The sequence below is a fragment of the Paenibacillus sp. J22P59 genome, assembly GCF_059383895.1.
Map to the genome: position 1 here is coordinate 130,009 of NZ_JBXENX010000009.1, position 16,081 is coordinate 146,089.

Annotated in this window: 14 protein-coding genes; 2 read left to right on the forward strand and 12 right to left on the reverse strand. The window is 46.9% G+C overall.

The window, feature by feature from the left end; genetic code table 11:
- Nucleotides 1-2: 2 nt before the first annotated feature.
- The 4 genes from AC50YO_RS17045 to nrdR form a co-directional block, all read right to left on the reverse strand.
- Nucleotides 3-473: a NanQ anomerase/TabA/YiaL family protein gene (locus AC50YO_RS17045; RefSeq protein WP_494848962.1), complete on the reverse strand. Its 471-nt coding sequence runs from the start codon at nt 471-473 to the stop codon at nt 3-5.
- 202 nt (nt 474-675) lie between these two features.
- Complete coding sequence (locus tag AC50YO_RS17050) at nt 676-1,863, reverse strand: response regulator transcription factor (RefSeq protein WP_494849249.1); 1,188 nt, start codon at nt 1,861-1,863, stop codon at nt 676-678.
- Nucleotides 1,853-3,640: a sensor histidine kinase gene (locus tag AC50YO_RS17055; RefSeq protein ID WP_494848964.1), complete on the reverse strand. Its 1,788-nt coding sequence runs from the start codon at nt 3,638-3,640 to the stop codon at nt 1,853-1,855. Before AC50YO_RS17055 ends, AC50YO_RS17050 begins: the two co-directional genes overlap by 11 nt.
- Nucleotides 3,641-5,042: 1,402 nt before the next feature.
- Nucleotides 5,043-5,519, reverse strand: coding sequence for a transcriptional regulator NrdR (gene nrdR, locus AC50YO_RS17060; protein ID WP_494848967.1), 477 nt, complete (start codon nt 5,517-5,519; stop codon nt 5,043-5,045).
- A 110-nt stretch (nt 5,520-5,629) separates the two neighbouring features.
- Here nrdR and AC50YO_RS17065 point away from each other — a divergent pair, with 110 nt between their 5' ends.
- Nucleotides 5,630-5,845, forward strand: coding sequence for an alpha/beta-type small acid-soluble spore protein (locus AC50YO_RS17065; protein ID WP_494848969.1), 216 nt, complete (start codon nt 5,630-5,632; stop codon nt 5,843-5,845).
- 91 nt (nt 5,846-5,936) lie between these two features.
- Here the strand turns inward: AC50YO_RS17065 and AC50YO_RS17070 are convergent, their stop codons facing one another.
- The 8 genes from AC50YO_RS17070 to AC50YO_RS17105 form a co-directional block, all read right to left on the reverse strand.
- On the reverse strand, nt 5,937-6,503 hold the full coding sequence (locus AC50YO_RS17070) for a lytic transglycosylase domain-containing protein (RefSeq protein ID WP_494848972.1): 567 nt from the start codon (nt 6,501-6,503) through the stop codon (nt 5,937-5,939).
- Nucleotides 6,500-7,096: a dephospho-CoA kinase gene (coaE, locus tag AC50YO_RS17075; RefSeq protein ID WP_494848974.1), complete on the reverse strand. Its 597-nt coding sequence runs from the start codon at nt 7,094-7,096 to the stop codon at nt 6,500-6,502. Before coaE ends, AC50YO_RS17070 begins: the two co-directional genes overlap by 4 nt.
- Before the next feature lie 38 nt (nt 7,097-7,134).
- A complete protein-coding gene (gene ytaF, locus AC50YO_RS17080) occupies nt 7,135-7,833 on the reverse strand; it encodes a sporulation membrane protein YtaF (RefSeq protein WP_494848976.1) in 699 nt (232 codons plus the stop codon).
- A gap of 122 nt (nt 7,834-7,955) precedes the next feature.
- Nucleotides 7,956-8,816, reverse strand: coding sequence for a DNA-formamidopyrimidine glycosylase (gene mutM, locus AC50YO_RS17085; RefSeq protein ID WP_494848977.1), 861 nt, complete (start codon nt 8,814-8,816; stop codon nt 7,956-7,958).
- Nucleotides 8,817-8,863: 47 nt separating this feature from the next.
- Complete coding sequence (polA, locus tag AC50YO_RS17090) at nt 8,864-11,542, reverse strand: DNA polymerase I (RefSeq protein WP_494848979.1); 2,679 nt, start codon at nt 11,540-11,542, stop codon at nt 8,864-8,866.
- A gap of 133 nt (nt 11,543-11,675) precedes the next feature.
- Entirely contained in the window at nt 11,676-12,335 is a 660-nt protein-coding gene (gene phoU, locus AC50YO_RS17095; RefSeq protein WP_494848981.1) for a phosphate signaling complex protein PhoU, read from the reverse strand.
- A gap of 23 nt (nt 12,336-12,358) precedes the next feature.
- Nucleotides 12,359-13,159 carry a phosphate ABC transporter ATP-binding protein PstB gene (gene pstB, locus AC50YO_RS17100; RefSeq protein WP_494849251.1) on the reverse strand — a complete coding sequence of 267 codons (801 nt, stop codon included), beginning with the start codon at nt 13,157-13,159 and terminating at the stop codon, nt 12,359-12,361.
- Between the two features lie 115 nt (nt 13,160-13,274).
- The gene (locus AC50YO_RS17105; RefSeq protein ID WP_494848983.1) at nt 13,275-14,384 is read right to left on the reverse strand and encodes a methyl-accepting chemotaxis protein; all 1,110 of its coding nucleotides are present in this window, start codon (nt 14,382-14,384) and stop codon (nt 13,275-13,277) included.
- A 206-nt stretch (nt 14,385-14,590) separates the two neighbouring features.
- On the opposite strand from AC50YO_RS17105, the gene AC50YO_RS17110 reads away from it, so the two are divergent.
- The gene (locus tag AC50YO_RS17110) at nt 14,591-15,766 is read left to right on the forward strand and encodes a M20 family metallopeptidase (protein WP_494848985.1); all 1,176 of its coding nucleotides are present in this window, start codon (nt 14,591-14,593) and stop codon (nt 15,764-15,766) included.
- Nucleotides 15,767-16,081 lie beyond the last annotated feature (315 nt).

Below are 16,081 nucleotides of genomic sequence, written 5' to 3' on the forward strand. Positions count from 1 at the left end.
CCCTAGAACAAAGCTTGATTGATCTTGACGACGACCTTTCGAACATCGGAAGCGGCTGTCAGCGTAATACCCGGCCGATGAATATCCTGCGGGAACAATACGACGAACATGCCTGGCTTCAGCGTGATCATCGTCTCCTCCTTCAACTCCTTGAACAAGGCATAGTCTTCTTCAGGGTTATAAGGCTGGGATGGCTCACAATTGTCGTCTTGCAATTGCCAACCGATCGTCTCTTCTCCACTAATCAAATAATGAATATCGAGGAAGCGTTCATGCTTCTCTGCAGGCTGCTCATAATGCGGCTTCGTCTTAATAGCCGATAGCAGTGCGAACATATCATCGCCCCAGATCGGATACTTCCCTACTTCCTGCGAGTCCAAATCTGTCTCGGCCAAATAATCAATGGCTTTGCGCAGAACAGGATGTACGGTGTGACGTTGATCAGCCCAATGCTTCATCGATCCGACGATCATGCTTCAATCTCCTCCCTCTTCTTGTTGTGCACCTTCCTGATGATTACAATGGGGAAGGCTTCTAACAAAAGTATAGCCTCAGAGATTCTATTGAAACAGGAACGAATCTTTTACGTTTATTCACTATTTTCTGAATACTCGTTGGTATTCACTTTCTTTGGATCAAATGTTCACTCTATAAAGATAGCGCTTTCTTTCTCTCTCATTTCTGATATTGCGCTCGATATTTTTGCGGGCTAACCCCTTTAATTTTTTTAAAAAGACGTCCAAAATAATTAATATTTTCATAGCCCACCTGCTCCGCAATCAAATAACTGGGGAGATTCGTTTCTTTGAGCAAGCCAGCCGCCTGCTCGATACGCAAATGATTAATCCAGTCCGTGAAGCCAAGACCAGTTTCTTTTTTGAAAATCGTACTCAAATAGCTTTCGCTCATATTAATCATTTCAGCCGCATATCTCAGAGAAATATCCTGTGTGAAATTCGCTTTTATATATTCAAGCAGCTGCTTAATATCATCCCGAGAGGTCACACGCATGCCCTGCTCATGCATCGCTGCTTTCATATCCACATATAGGCCTTGGAGCTCCTCCCAATTGTTAATAGGCTCGCTTACCTCAGCACGAAGCGAGATGCCCAGCAGTTGATTGGAAGCACTAATCAAGTTCTTAACCATAATTGACAACTCCGGCAGCTTGTCATCGGACAACGTGAGAAGAGCTGCCATCTCTGTAGTCTCAATCGTGATCGGGTTGCTATCCAGAATCAGATCCAGCTCAGATTGAACCAAATGCTTCAACAACTGAATAGCAGAAGCGCCCTGTCCACCCTCCCGCACTTGCCCTACATACAAGAGAAGCAGAATGCTATTAGGCCTCAATTCAGGCAGCTCTTGCGATTGCGGCACCTCTTCATCCTCAAGAAGAAGCTGCAGCTGCCGGGTCGTCCTCTCGAATCTGCTCTCTGCAGACTGTCCCTGATCATTAGCCGGCAATGAATGTGCTTGTCCTTTGGCTAGCTTTGCTGCTGCTTCGATTAGCAGCTCCAGCAGCTCTTCAGGCTTCATTGACGTTTTTAACATATAATCGACTACTCCAAGCTTCATCGCTTTGCGAACGTAATCGAATTCATTATGGCTGCTTAGAACGATAATAAGCGTGTTCGGATATCGTTCCTTGACTACCTCAATAAGCTCAAGCCCATTCATGCGGGGCATCACAATATCCGTAAGCAAAATATCCGGAACCTTGTGCTCCATCAGCTCAAGCGCTTTTTCCCCATCCGGAGCATCCCCGATAAATTCAAAATTATGATTCTCCCAGTCAATCAGCGATTTGATCCCTAATCGCACTAACAGTTCATCGTCTACCAGCATCACCTTAAGCTTCATCGCCAAGTCCTTTCTCCGCTTTCTTAATCGGCAAAACATACCGCACCGTCGTTCCTTCTCCAAAGCGGCTAGTGATATGAATGCCATATTCCTCTCCATATTGCAGCTTTAATCTGTCATGTACATTTTTCACGCCAATTCGTTCCGGAGGAGGCTCTTCCGATCCCGCTGCCAATCTCCTCTCAATCTCAGCCAGCCTTTCTTCCGTAATGCCTGCGCCGTTATCGTGGACAACCAAGATGAACTGTTCCTCTTCATAACGCGCTTCGATGACAATTTGGCCTAGGCCATTCATCGGATCAATGCCGTGTACTAGACAGTTCTCAATAATCGGCTGCAGCATAATCTTGATGACCTCTTGATCCATCAGTTCATCGGGAATATCAACCTTATAAGATAATTTCTCTTGATACTTCATTTTCATAAGCCCAATATAGTTGTCGATATAATCAAGCTCCTGGCGCAATGGAATTAAGCTTGCCCCTCGCCCAATACTGCCTTCCAGTATGCCTCCGAGATTAGAGATCATGTCCCCAACTTCCCGATCATTACGGATATAAGCCATCCACTTTATATTATTGAGCGTATTCAGAATGAAATGCGGATTAATCTGTGCCTGCAAGGCGCGGAATCGCATATCTTCCTTCTGCTCGTATTCATCCTTCACCTTAAGCAGAAGTCCCCGAATCTCCTTAACCATTTTATTATAAGTGCTAATGAGTGAGGAAATTTCCTGTGGACCCGTAATCGCGATCGCAGAATAGAACTCCTTATCCTCCAGCTCCCGCATCCGTTTCTTCAACAATTTGAGCGGCTTCGATATGCTGTAGGAAATGGACAATGTAATGAAGGTGAAAATAATGAAAATGAAAATAAAGATCAGAATATTCGTCTGGCGAATTTCGAAAATTTCCTTGAATACCGTATCATACGGAACCACCTGTATAATTTTCCAGCCATTAAGCTTCACCGTATTATAATTAGCGATCCACTTTTGGCCGTCCTTCTCGATAATTTCCTGCCCTTTGATGCCTTTTCTTACTTTTGGCATATAGCTTTCTTCTGATACACTTTGACCAATTCTCTCTTTGGTCTGGCTGGACACAATTGTCCCTTCTTTGTCGACCAGATAGACCTCGCCTTCAAGACCCGTCAAATATTTGCGCAGGTCCTCTTCTGACACACTGAACACAATCATTCCCGTATTACGATTGCTCAGCAGCTCCGTAACCGTTTTTACAAGCGTGATGATTGGTTTGCGGTCCGTATATAATAGCTGCTCATCGTTGAACATCCATTTGATCTGATACGGCCTGCTCATCATATCGATGTACCAATCCGAATCCCTATACTCTTCCAGCAGTTCTTCCATCATATAGCTTGTACTAAGCCAATTGCCCTGCGCATCGAATAAGGTCACATATGTATTTGTATAATAGGAGCTGAATAAGCGATTCAATATTTCATCATTCAGGCGTAATTTCTCATATTTGCTGTAAGCATTAGGGTCCTTGAGCAGCTTAGTAATGCTCGGGGTTGTCGTAATATCGACAGCTGATTGGACCATATCCTCCAGAAATAAATTCACATTGAAATTAACAAGATGGAGGGCATCCTGTGCAGAGTCTCCTATTTTACGCTCAATCACCTTCTCCAGCGGCTTGTCCATCAGATAAAACGTAAGAAGGAATGGAATAATCAGAAACAGCAGAATTGAAAAAAATATCTTATTGCGGATCGAGTTCCATTTGCCAAGCTTATGTCTAAAATTACCCAACCCTTTCACTCCTCTGACCATGCAAGTAAGATCGAAACTATCTGTAAAGTATAATAATAACAAACTTTGAGCTAGTTTTAGTTTACATTATTTTTTGAAAAACGATACTTGTATATTTTTTCTAACTGAATTTAAGAATTGATAGGCATCAGCTATAAAAATAGCGATTCATAATGGGAATATATTGAATTAGATATGCCATTGAAGAGAGAATGAAGAAATAATTCATTTAATTATTGACTGTTTATTCTTGCAGATCAGTAACAGCAAAACTTCCCAAACTAACTTATCAACCGTAACCTCCCCCTCATGTAACGGATTAACTCCTTACAGCTGCAACGCCTAGTTTTCAACAAACCTATAATGGCACTAGCTTTTCAACTAGCCCCCACTGCCATCTACTCAAATAACGAGCCCACAACTGCGAGCGCTGCGACTACCTCACTCTTCTGTAAGGCTATACTCATCCATTCGACCCGCTTATCCTGCACAACAAGCATTGTATGAGGCTAGCCTCATATCTCAGGAGCCAAGCTTCTCCCTATCCCGCCAGCTTATCAAGAGCAATCGTACCATCTACTGTTCAGCAACTAAATGACTCACTACAATTGCTTTGCCTAGTTTTTCAACTAACCTATATTGTCACTAACTTTTAAATTAGCCAACACTGCCATTTACTCAAATACCGAGCCCACAACTGCGTGCGCTGCAACTACCTCACTCTTCTGTGAGGCTATCCTCATCCATACGACCTGCTTATCCTACATAACAAGCATTGTATGAGGCTAGCCTCATATCTCAGGAGCCCAACCTCCTGACGGATGAGTTTTACCTCATACATTCCGAATTCCTTCCCCACTCACCACATTTATAGGTGCTTTTCCTCATACTTATGTGATCTTGCCTCATACCGGCAAAGTGAACAGCTAAAATGCCTGATTTTTCAACTAACCACTAGCTTATTAATTAACCCACACACTGCCATCTACTCAAATAACGAGCCCACAACTGCGAGCGCTGCGACTACCTCACTCTTCTGTGAGGCTATACTCATCCATTCGACCCGCTTATCCTGCACAACAAGCATTGTATGAGGCTAGCCTCATATCTCAAGAGCCAAGCTTCCTGACGGATGAGTTTTACCTCATACATTCCTGCTTCCTCCCCCACCCACCACATTTATAGGTGCTTTTCCTCATACTTTTGTGATCTTGCCTCATACCAGACCGGATGTTCAGATTTCTTCTGCTCTTACCTCACGCACCAAGGGTCAAATTTCCCATACCTAACTTTCGAGACAAAAAAAGCGAAAACCCTATGTACGGATTTTCGCTTTATTTATTAATGTCCATTGTAACTCCCCCCAAAAGAAGAGCGGACTATACTGCTATGCACAGATAAATTAAGTACCGCTATTATTAACTGGATCCTTCGACAAAAGGCTGCTCAATTCTTTCATGAACATATCAATGTCCTTGAACTGTCTATACACAGATGCGAAACGCACATAAGCCACTTCATCAATTGGATATAGCTGGCCCATCACATACTCACCGATCACTCTGCTCTCAACTTCAGCAAGTGCTGTCGTGCGGAGCTCCTTCTCTACTTCAGAGACAATAACCTCAAGATGCTCGACCGATACTGGACGCTTCTCGCAAGCACGTATTAAACCACGCAAAATTTTGTCCCGGCTGAATTCTTCGCGGCTGCCGTCTTTTTTTATAACAATAAGCGGCGTTTCTTCAATCATCTCGAATGTCGTGAAGCGGCGGCTGCATTTCTCACACTCACGCCTCCGACGGATAGATTTATTCTCGTTCGCAGGGCGGGAATCAAGTACCTTCGTTCCGGAATAGTCGCAATAAGGACATTTCATATACTTTCACTCCCTTTCGTTTAGTTGAAATAATTACCAATGTGTATTTGTAATGATCTTTGGAATTAAGCACATAATATTGTTACCAACCGCAAGGAGGTGAACAACAAATGAGCCAAAACCGCAGCAGCAACCAATTGGTAGTACCACAAGCTACGGCAGCACTAGACCAACTGAAATATGAGGTCGCACAAGAGCTGGGTATTGCAATCCCGCAAGATGGTTATTACGGGAATTTCACTACCAAAGATGCAGGATCGATCGGTGGATATATCACTCGTCGCCTGGTGCAAATTGCCGAGCAATCCCTTGCAGGAAATAAATAACCTTTTCATCAGTCATGATTAACAGATGCTTTGGTTGCCTTGTCCCAGAAGTGGATGGCAACCAAAGCTTCTTGCCTGTTGTCATCAAAGTTCAAAGTTCCGGATACAGCTCTTTATATTTATTATAGTAATAAATGACACGCTGTACATAGTGACGAGTCTCTCCATAAGGGATTTCACTCTTCGTTTCCAGCTGACCATCCCATTTGCCTGTATCTAACCACTTTCTCACATTGCCGGGTCCGGCATTATAAGCAGCGATCACCGCAATCGGATTCTGATCGAATTGCTTGTGCAGGGACTGTAAATACCATACCCCAACCTCAATGCTTACATCTGCACGCTCCATTAGCATTTCATTCGATACGCGCTCGAACCCCGCTTGCTGAACGACCCAGTCTGCTGTATTCGGCATAATCTGCATCAGTCCTAGGGCGCCTTTTTTGGACACCTTGCCCGTTGAGAAATTCGTCTCCGAGCGGATAATGGCTGCTACCAAATGAGGATCTACCCCATAATTGGAAGCACTGGCTCGAATGTCTTCCTTATACCGAATAGGATACATATATCGCTCCATCCAGTTCGAAGTTAAAAACAGCATCGCCAGCAAGCCGATCAGCACAATAAGCAGCACTCTCTTCTTCAGCAGCCACTTCATGATAAGCCTCTGCTCGTCCAAAAAGCATCCAGCTGTTTACCCGTCTCCTCCAACGTACCACTATTGTCAATTACCCAATCCGCCCGAGCTTTTTTCTGTTCAATGTCCATCTGCAGCCCTATTCTCCTAGCAGCTTCCTCTTCACCAATCGAATTACGTTCCATAAGCCTGATTAACTGAACACTCGCTGGCACATAGACGACCATGACCCCATCATACAAGCCTTCTTGCCCCGTCTCGTATAACAAAGGCACATCTGCCACAATAAGTCGCTCGGGGTTGTCTGCTTCATACTGCCTGATGCGCTCCTGCATACGGCTTCTTATTGCGGGATGCAGAATCGCTTCCAGCTTCACCAGCAGCTCTTGATTCTTGAACACAATCTCGCCAAGCGCCTTCCGATTCAAGCTTCCATCTGTATGTAATACAGCTTGTCCGAATAAAGAGGCGACAGCCTCTAAAGCCGATTCGCCGGGCATGACAACCTCTCTTGCAACCTGATCGGCATCGACCAGCAATGCCCCCCTCTCCACTAACATAGTGGCTACGGTGCTCTTGCCAGTCGCGATACCGCCGGTCAAACCAATCTTCACAAGCTTTCACCTCCATTTATGCTCCATTATCCGCTCACTTATAACAGCTTCATAATTCCCATCATAATTAATAAAATACCTGGAAGCACCGACAAGGCTTGAATCCCTCTCCAATTCGAGAATCGGAATCCGAATCGAATGCCGCTCAGTAGAAAAAGCGCACTTGCTGCTGTTATAACGAAGGCTGTCAACAGCGCCGGCAGCCCAATCATGGCTGCACCTATACCAGCACCAAAAGCATCTAATGACAAGGCAACCCCGAGCATAACCGCCTCGGATGCCGATATAATTCCCGACTTGTCAATGTCTGCCGCTTGTGGAGTCCGTAATATTTGGATAACTAGCCCAAGCCGCTTCATCTCTACAATAACAACCAATACGGGATTGGCACGCTCAGCAGAAATCTCTGCTTTAGCCTCAGTATCAGAGTCCTGCTCCAGGCTTCCTGCCGAACGTGTGTCTACCCTATTTCTCCTAAGCTGCAGCAACGCCCAAATGCCAATGCCAATGAGTACGCAAGCGCCGATCCATGTCGAGACGACAGGTGATAAATATCTTGTCAACCAAGTCCCTACCTGCATCGACAGCCAAATCACGAACCCTGAGCAGCAAGCAATAATAATAACCGATATGAGCGGAATTCGAATTCGCCGCAGTCCATAAGTTACACCTACTCCAAATCCGTCTACACTGACGGCAAAAGCAAGCACCAACAAAGATGCAAAATGCACGAACAACTCTCGTCCCTCCCCGCCTTGCGAATGGCTTAAGCCAAGACATTCGCCTATTGTTCGTAATCACAATAGCATATGCGGGGATTCCGTTACGGTGCATTCACCTATTATTGTACAGTCCTATGTTAGGGGCGAATCGTCAGCTTTCGTACAGAGGCCGAGGGCTGGCAGCGGCTGCAAATATGCGTGCCTCTGCCGGCAACTACGAACTTCTTGATCGGGCTGCCACAGGTCGTGCAGGGCTCATCCTTTTTGCCGTAGACGAGGAGCTGGTGCTGGAACATACCCATTTCCCCTTGTCCATTCACATAAGACTTGATCGAAGAGCCTCCAGCTTCAACCGCTTTGGCAAGGGTTGCGACAATAGCCTCGAATAATCGTTTCCATTCAGCAGATTTCAGCGATTCAGCTGTCCGCTCGGGATGGATTCCTGCCAAGAATAATGCTTCATCTACATATATATTGCCAAGCCCTACTACATATTCCTGATTCAGCAGGAGCGGCTTGATCTTAGTGGTACGCTTCCCCAGCCGACTCCGCAGCGCTTCCAGTGTGAATGCCGGATTATCGATCGGCTCAAGACCGAGCTTGTTAAGCGGGGGAAGATCAAACTCGGTACCAAGCTCGAACAGATGCATCGTGCCGAACTGTCTGACGTCCTTATATCTTAAATCTGTTCCATCATCAAAATGGAACAGAACATGAGTATGAAGCTCAACTGGCTCATCGCTTGGGAATACGCCATATCTACCTTCCATCCTCAGATGGGAGACTAATACAAGGCCATCCATTACGATTCGCAAAAACTTTCCACGGCGTTCTACGGTTTGAATCGTTTGTCCAACGAGTGCGTCTTCGAACTGCTCCGGCTCCTCAGGACGTTGAATAATACGAGGCAGCTTAACGGTAACGGATGCTATCCGTTTACCTGCCACCAGCTCAATTAATGTTCTTCTGACTGTCTCTACCTCTGGCAATTCAGGCATGTCTCTTCACCTCAACAACATTATAACCGATTTAGCCCCATAATGGGCTACTTCGCTTCATACCAATTGGCACCGTAGCTCACATCCGCCTTCAGCGGAACATCCAGCTTCAAGGCACCTGCCATAACACTTGGAACAAGCTCTTTCATTAATTCAAGCTCATCCTCAGGCACTTCAAATACCAGCTCATCATGTACCTGCAGCAGCATACGGCTCTTGAGTCCGCGTTCACGAAGCGTCTCATCCATGCGAACCATAGCCAGCTTAATAATATCAGCTGCTGTACCTTGAATTGGCGTATTCATCGCCGTCCGTTCAGCGAAGGAACGAAGATTGAAGTTCGATGCTTTAATTTCCGGCAAATAGCGTCTGCGCTCCAGCATCGTCGTAACGTAGCCGTTTTTGCGAGCCTCTGTAACGATATCATCCATATACTTACGGACGCCGCCGAATGCCTCGAAGTATTGCTCGATGAATTTGGCTGCGTCTTTACGTGTAATATTCAAGTTCTGCGACAGGCCGAAATCGCTAATGCCATATACAATTCCGAAGTTAACGGCTTTAGCCGAGCGACGCATATTGGAATCCACTTGATCCTGCGAGACGCCGAATACGTCCATCGCAGTCTTCGTGTGAATGTCCATATCGTTAATAAAGGCTTCTTTGAGCCCTTCATCCCCAGATATATGGGCTAGCACCCGCAGCTCGATCTGAGAGTAATCGGCGGCAAGAATAAGCCAGCCCGGCTCGGAAGGAACAAATGCTTTTCGAATCTTCCTGCCCTCCTCCAGCCGAATTGGAATGTTCTGAAGGTTCGGGAATTGACTGCTAAGCCGGCCTGTAGCTGCAATAGTCTGGCGGTAATAGGTATGGATTTTGCCTGTCTCAGGACGAATCTCCTTAAGCAAGCCCTCTACATAGGTGGACTGAAGCTTCGCCAAAGTCCGATAATGCAGAATAAGCGGAATAATCTCATGGTAAGGCGCGAGCTCTTCCAGTACAGCGGCGTCAGTTGAATAGCCAGTTTTCGTTTTCTTCTTGGCGGGAAGCCCTAATTTCTCGAACAAAATCTCGCCTAATTGCTTGGGAGAATTAATATTAAATTCCGTTCCGGCATGACTGTATATATCACTCATAATCGTAGACAGCTTGCTCTCCAGATCACTTCCGAGCTTCTCCAGCTCGCTTGCTTCTACTGCAATGCCCTGACGCTCCATTCCCGCAAGTACATGGGCTAGCGGCTGCTCAAGCTCATAATACAGCTTGTTCATATCGCTCTTTTCCAGATCTGTCCGCTGCAGCTCGACAATTTGTCCTACCGCATGGGCTTTCGCTGCCAAGTGACGGTAGAGCACATTCTCCTCCGGCACTTTGAACTTCGCTCCTTTGCCATAGACCGCTTCATCAGAAGGGACAGCCGGCAAGCTGTAGCGCTCGCTCATTCCAGCCAGCGTCTGGCTCGCTTCAGTAGGATCAAGCAAATAAGCAGCCAATTGAACATCGAACTCGGCTCCTTGCAAGGAGATGCCCCTCCAGCCTAGAGAAAGCTCCGCTTTATGCGTATCGAAGCCGTATTTCGGCTTTGACGAATCAGAGAGCCAAGCCCGCAGCGGTTCTGTGAAGGGCAGCTCAAGCGCAGCAACTGGCAGCACGTAGACCGAATCTCCTACCGCCAGTGATAAACCCAGTACGTTAGCATGATGTGGGTTCTCTCCGATCGCTTCTACATAGAGACCATGCACCGCATGATCGGCTTGTACAGCCGTTAGGAGCGCATCAAGCTTCTGCTGATCCTGCTCCGATTGAATCACAATAATATCAAGCTCGGCTGCCGGCTCGGAGGATTGGCCGCCTGCGGAGCCTTCAGCACCAAGATCCAAACGGTCAATCAACGATTTGAACTCAAGCTTGCGGAAAGCATCAGCCAGCGAGGCTTGATCATAGCCATCATACTTGAGCTCATCCGCCTTTTGCTCAAGCGGTACCTCACGATAGATGGTCGCAAGCTTCTTGCTCATAATGGCATCTTCTTTATGCTGCTCCACCTTCTCCTTCATCTTGCCCTTCAAGCTTGCGGTATTGGCAAGCACCTCTTCGACAGAACCGAATTCATGAAGCAGCTTGAGCGCTGTCTTCTCTCCAACACCGGGAATGCCGGGAATATTATCGGATGTATCGCCCATTAGTCCCTTAAGATCAATAATTTGCAATGGCGTCAGCCCATACTTTTCCTGAATCGCAGCAGGGGAATAATGGTCGGTATCACTAATGCCTTTACGGGTAATGGCAATTGTAATATGATCCGAAGCAAGCTGCAGCATGTCCTTGTCCCCCGAGACGACAATCGTCTCGACCTTATTCTCATCCGCAATCCGCGTCAGCGTACCAATGATATCATCGGCTTCATAGCCGGGCAGCTCGAATTGCGAAATGCCAAATGCCTTCAATAGATCTTTGAGTACAGGAAATTGCTCTGACAATTCCGGCGGAGTTTTGGCACGTCCACCTTTATATTCGGTATAGCCTTCATGACGGAACGTAATTTTCCCCGCATCAAAAGCAACCAGCACATGCGTAGGCTTCTCATCTTCAAGCATCTTAAGCAGCATAGTCGTAAAGCCGAAAACCGCATTTGTATGTAAACCAGCCGAGTTCGTTAATGGGGGCATCGCGTAGAACGCCCTATAAGCAATACTATTGCCGTCGATTAATAACCATTTTTCCATTTCCGACACCTCACCTGATTAATATCTTTTTCTTTCTTCTATGATAGCACAAAAAACAAGCTTTTCCGAAGCACCAATCGCATCAGATAAAGCTTGTTCTTTAATTATTCCATGTATTGGATGATCGCATTGTTCAATGATTCAATTCCGGGCGTTTATTCGTCACGAGGTAGACAACGCTCTCTCCGATATTCGTCGCATGATCGCCGATGCGCTCAATATGGCGGGCAACGAAATTAAGGACAGCAGCCTGTGCTATGTTGCGCGGATTCTCCATCATAAGGGCGAGCAGCTCACGTGAGATTTGTGCGCATAGAGCGTCCACCTTATCATCATCGCTTGCCATTTTATAAGCTAGGTCTACATTTTCCTGCACAAAGGATTGGATCGACTCGAACGTCATCGACTGAACAATCTCTGCCATGCGCGGCAGATCAATCAGAGGCTTGATTAGAGGCTGGCCTTCAAGCCGAATAACCAGCTTCGCAATATTGACGCATAGGTCGCCCATTCTCTCCAGATCCGATGCGATCTTGAAGGCAGCCAGAATACGCCGCAAATCCTTGGCCACCGGCTGCTGAGTTGCGATCAGCTTGGAGCCAAGCTCCGTGATCTGCTCCTCAAGCTGATTCAGCTTATGATCCTCTTCAACAATCTTGCTTGCATTCTCACAATCCGAAGTGCTCAGCGCCTGCATCGCATCTAATAGTGCCTTCTCCACGAAGGTTCCCATTTCAACTAAAAGATTGTGAAGCTGCTCCAGCCCTTGGTCGAATTCTTTTCTTGTGGTCATCCTATCGGTTCCCCCTTATTTGCTTAGCCGAAGCGTCCGCTAATGTAATCTTCTGTTCGTTGATCGGTTGGGTTAGAGAACAGCTTCTCTGTTTCTGAATACTCCACAACCTCGCCATTCAAGAAAAATACAGTCTGATTCGATACGCGAGCCGCTTGATGCATGTTATGGGTAACCATAACAATCGTATAGCGGTCCTTCAGCTCTTGTGCAAGCTCTTCAATCTTAAGTGTAGAAATCGGGTCCAGTGCCGAGGTCGCTTCATCCATAAGCAGCACATCGGGATTCACTGCAATTGCCCTCGCGATGCATAGACGCTGCTGCTGGCCGCCTGACAGACTGAAGGCCGACCGCTTCAAATGGTCCTTCACTTCATCCCATAGAACAGCCGATTTCAAGCTGCTCTCCACGATCTCATCCAGCTTCTGCTTATTACGAATGCCATGCAGACGGGGACCGTATGCCACGTTATCATAGATCGATTTGGGAAATGGATTGGGCTGCTGGAACACCATTCCGACCTTTTTACGAAGCGTCTCCACATCTACTTCACTAGAATATATTTCAGTGCCGCCGATCATTATGCCGCCTTCAATTCTCGTGCCGGGAATCATGTCATTCATCCGGTTAAGCGTTCTGAGCAGGGTAGATTTGCCGCAGCCCGAAGGACCGATGAAGGCGGTAATCGCCTTTTCGGGAATCGTGATCGTAACATCCTTAAGCGCATGAAAGGCGCCATAATACAAATTCAATTTATCAATATGAATAAGAGGCTCTGTCTTGTTAGTTGCTTTCATAGGTCGCTCCAGCACTGTGGAAGTCATCATTATATTCATTCTCCTCTGCTTGTTTCGAATGAAAAGGATAGGTAGGCGTTCATATAGCTTCTATCCTACTCGCCGTTTGTTAATCGGGTATGCTAGTTTTGTAAACGGGATGTTAAAAGTAACCCAGCAGCTCGTCAATCTCACCTGAGACATGCACCGTTTGCTGACAGGCTTCCTCCGAGCGCAAGCCGATCTGCTCAGAGCTCGATTTGTTATTGGCAGCTGAACGGAATAATTGCTCGAATACACGTCCCGCTTCCTTCACGCAGGATTCACTGACCACCGCTTCTTCCTTTCCTTTGTTCGCGAGCAAAGCCGTCTGAGCAATAGCAGCGACAATCGCACTAGTCAACCTGGTTATTTCCTCGGCCGATTTCTTCGTCTCATTCGCCAGCTTCATGACTTCGTCCGCCACGACTGCGAAGCCTTTTCCATGCTCGCCTGCCCTCGCGGCTTCAATCGAAGCATTGATTGCCAGCAGATTGCTTTGCTCCGCAAAGGTTTTGATCAGCTTCGATACATGGCTGATGGAGCCGGCCTCGGACTGAAGCTCTTTCATCCTATCCTCCTGTTGCAAAGAGTTCGAGGCTAGGCGATGGAAGGCCGCAGTCACCTTATCAAGCTGATTTTTGCCGCTTAGCGTCAGATCCACCATATCACCTGAGAGGGTCTGCCCTTCAATCGCCGAGTGTCGGACAGAGCTTACTGCCTGATCGATCTCCTTCACTCGTCTTCCCACACTATGTATCGTTCGCACCTGTTCATCCATCGCTTCCTGCTGAAGCTTTCTGGACATGCGAAGCAAATCCGACACCGTTAATATGCCTGTCAGCTTATCCTCTGTCGTCACTATTACGCAATCATACAGCACTTCATCCTGACGGCTGAGAGCAATGTCGATCAGATGCTGTGGTGAATTGCTGCTATCTACGATCAAAGGCGAAGAATCCATTAAGTAAGTAATTGGCTTCTCATAATAGAGCTCCACTCCGAATCGCTGGCTGAGATTCATGAAAAAACGATTTCTCATCATAAGGCCGACTGGCCTATGATTCCCATCGCATACCACGAGGCATTCGCTGACCGCATTCTGTTTGAACACGGTGATCGCTTCTTTACAAGTTTGAGTAAAAGCAATCTGCGGAGCCTGTCGGACGAATTCCTCCAACCGAGTTGACGACAAAACCTGTGCTTGCGGATGCTCTAATATAGCTACAGTCATAGTTCTCCTCACCCTTCGCTCTATGTCCTTGTATCAAATATAGGTCTTTTGCATCAATTCCAATCCGTGAAATTGTTATCGCAAAGTTAAATATTAGTAATAGTAAAAAAAGTAAGGGAACCACCCTTGCTGATTCCTTGCCTTTTTCCGCAAACGGATAAAAACTAGGTTATACTAGAGCGATACAGAAAGTAGGAGGAATTACAATGTCATCTATGCACAAACAACAACTGTTCGACACGATCGATCACCATTCCGAGAGCTTCAAAGCGATCTCTCGTACTATAGGAAACAATCCAGAGCTAGGCCATGAGGAGTTCGAAGCTGCCGCAATGCTCTGTGCAGAGCTAGAGAGACAGGGCTTCTCTGTTGATCGTGGAACGCTTGGACTGCCAACCGCTTTTATCGCCACCTATTCATCCAATAAGCCAGGACCAGTCGTCGCCTTCCTCTGTGAATATGATGCCCTCCCCGATCTTGGACATGCCTGTGGCCATCACCTCATCTGCATGATGAGCATCGGTGCCGCCGTTGGCTTGAAGTCAGTCCTTGCGGAGCTTGGCGGCACCATCCGTGTCTATGGTACGCCAGCCGAGGAAACAAAAGGAGCCAAAGTGCCAATGGCCGATGCCGGCCTCTTCGATGATTGCGACTTCGCCCTTATGGCGCATCCCTACTATACGTTCGAGAAATCCGGTGAATCTTTAGCGCTTGATGCAGTTCAGTTCGAATTTACTGGACGGGCAGCTCATGCGGCCGCCAGTCCATATGAAGGCATCAACGCACTTGATGCCGTGCTGCAGTTGTTCAATAGCAGCAACGCCCTGCGCCAGCAGACACGCAATGATGCCCGAATTCATGGCATTATTAATGACGGCGGCAAAGCACCCAATATTATACCGGATTATGCTTCCGCCAAATTTTATATCCGGTCCGCCTCGCGTGCCTATACGAATGAACTAACTGCCAAAATGATGCGCTGTGCTGAAGGTGCCGCTTTACAGACAGGCTGTACGCTCTCGACCAATCGCTACGAGTATTCCTATGACGAGCTTCTGACGAATGAAGCCCTGTCCGAGCGCTTTTCAGCCAATCTGCTCGAAGCAGGCATCCTTCCTGAAGAGATTGAGACTGGTCAAGATCATGGATCTCTTGATCTTGGCAACGTATCAACAAGATGCCCGGCCATCCATCCTTATGTGAAGATCGTAGAAGAACGGTTCCTCCTTCACACAGAGGAATTCCGAGATGCGGCTATGACCGAGCGCGCTCTTGAGCGAATGATCTTCGCTGCCAAGATGCTTGGCGCAACAGCCTATGACGTTTTTGCCGATCCGCAGCTGCTTGCCCGCATCCGCGCAGAATTCGAGCAGAACCGCTAGGAGTAATCAAGAACAGAAATACTAACGAACCCCCCACTACGATTTTCAACGATAGCCTCACTTTTCTGTGAGGCTATTCTCATTCCTATAAGCTGCTTAACCTGTACGTCAAGATTTCTAAGAAGCTTAGTCTCATAGGAGAACCCCCGCTGCACTCTTCTTCCGCTAAAACTTTCATGAACCATTCTTTAATCTATTTATTACTGGCCGTTACACCTGTACTTGTAGGAGTCACCGGGACAATAGAAAGCACCCTAAGTTAACGAAAGCTGGGCATCGTTAACCTAGGGTGCTTTAATTGAGCGAACAAAAACG

Coding starts and splice junctions, on each gene's coding strand:
- AC50YO_RS17050 (WP_494849249.1), bottom strand. CDS start 1,863: ATGAAGCTTAAGGTGATGCTGGTAGACGATGAACTGTTAGTGCGATTA.
- phoU (WP_494848981.1), bottom strand. CDS start 12,335: ATGACCACAAGAAAAGAATTCGACCAAGGGCTGGAGCAGCTTCACAAT.
- AC50YO_RS17070 (WP_494848972.1), bottom strand. CDS start 6,503: ATGAAGTGGCTGCTGAAGAAGAGAGTGCTGCTTATTGTGCTGATCGGC.
- AC50YO_RS17105 (WP_494848983.1), bottom strand. CDS start 14,384: ATGACTGTAGCTATATTAGAGCATCCGCAAGCACAGGTTTTGTCGTCA.
- polA (WP_494848979.1), bottom strand. CDS start 11,542: ATGGAAAAATGGTTATTAATCGACGGCAATAGTATTGCTTATAGGGCG.
- AC50YO_RS17110 (WP_494848985.1), top strand. CDS start 14,591: ATGTCATCTATGCACAAACAACAACTGTTCGACACGATCGATCACCAT.
- AC50YO_RS17065 (WP_494848969.1), top strand. CDS start 5,630: ATGAGCCAAAACCGCAGCAGCAACCAATTGGTAGTACCACAAGCTACG.
- mutM (WP_494848977.1), bottom strand. CDS start 8,816: ATGCCTGAATTGCCAGAGGTAGAGACAGTCAGAAGAACATTAATTGAG.
- AC50YO_RS17045 (WP_494848962.1), bottom strand. CDS start 473: ATGATCGTCGGATCGATGAAGCATTGGGCTGATCAACGTCACACCGTA.
- pstB (WP_494849251.1), bottom strand. CDS start 13,159: ATGACTTCCACAGTGCTGGAGCGACCTATGAAAGCAACTAACAAGACA.
- nrdR (WP_494848967.1), bottom strand. CDS start 5,519: ATGAAATGTCCTTATTGCGACTATTCCGGAACGAAGGTACTTGATTCC.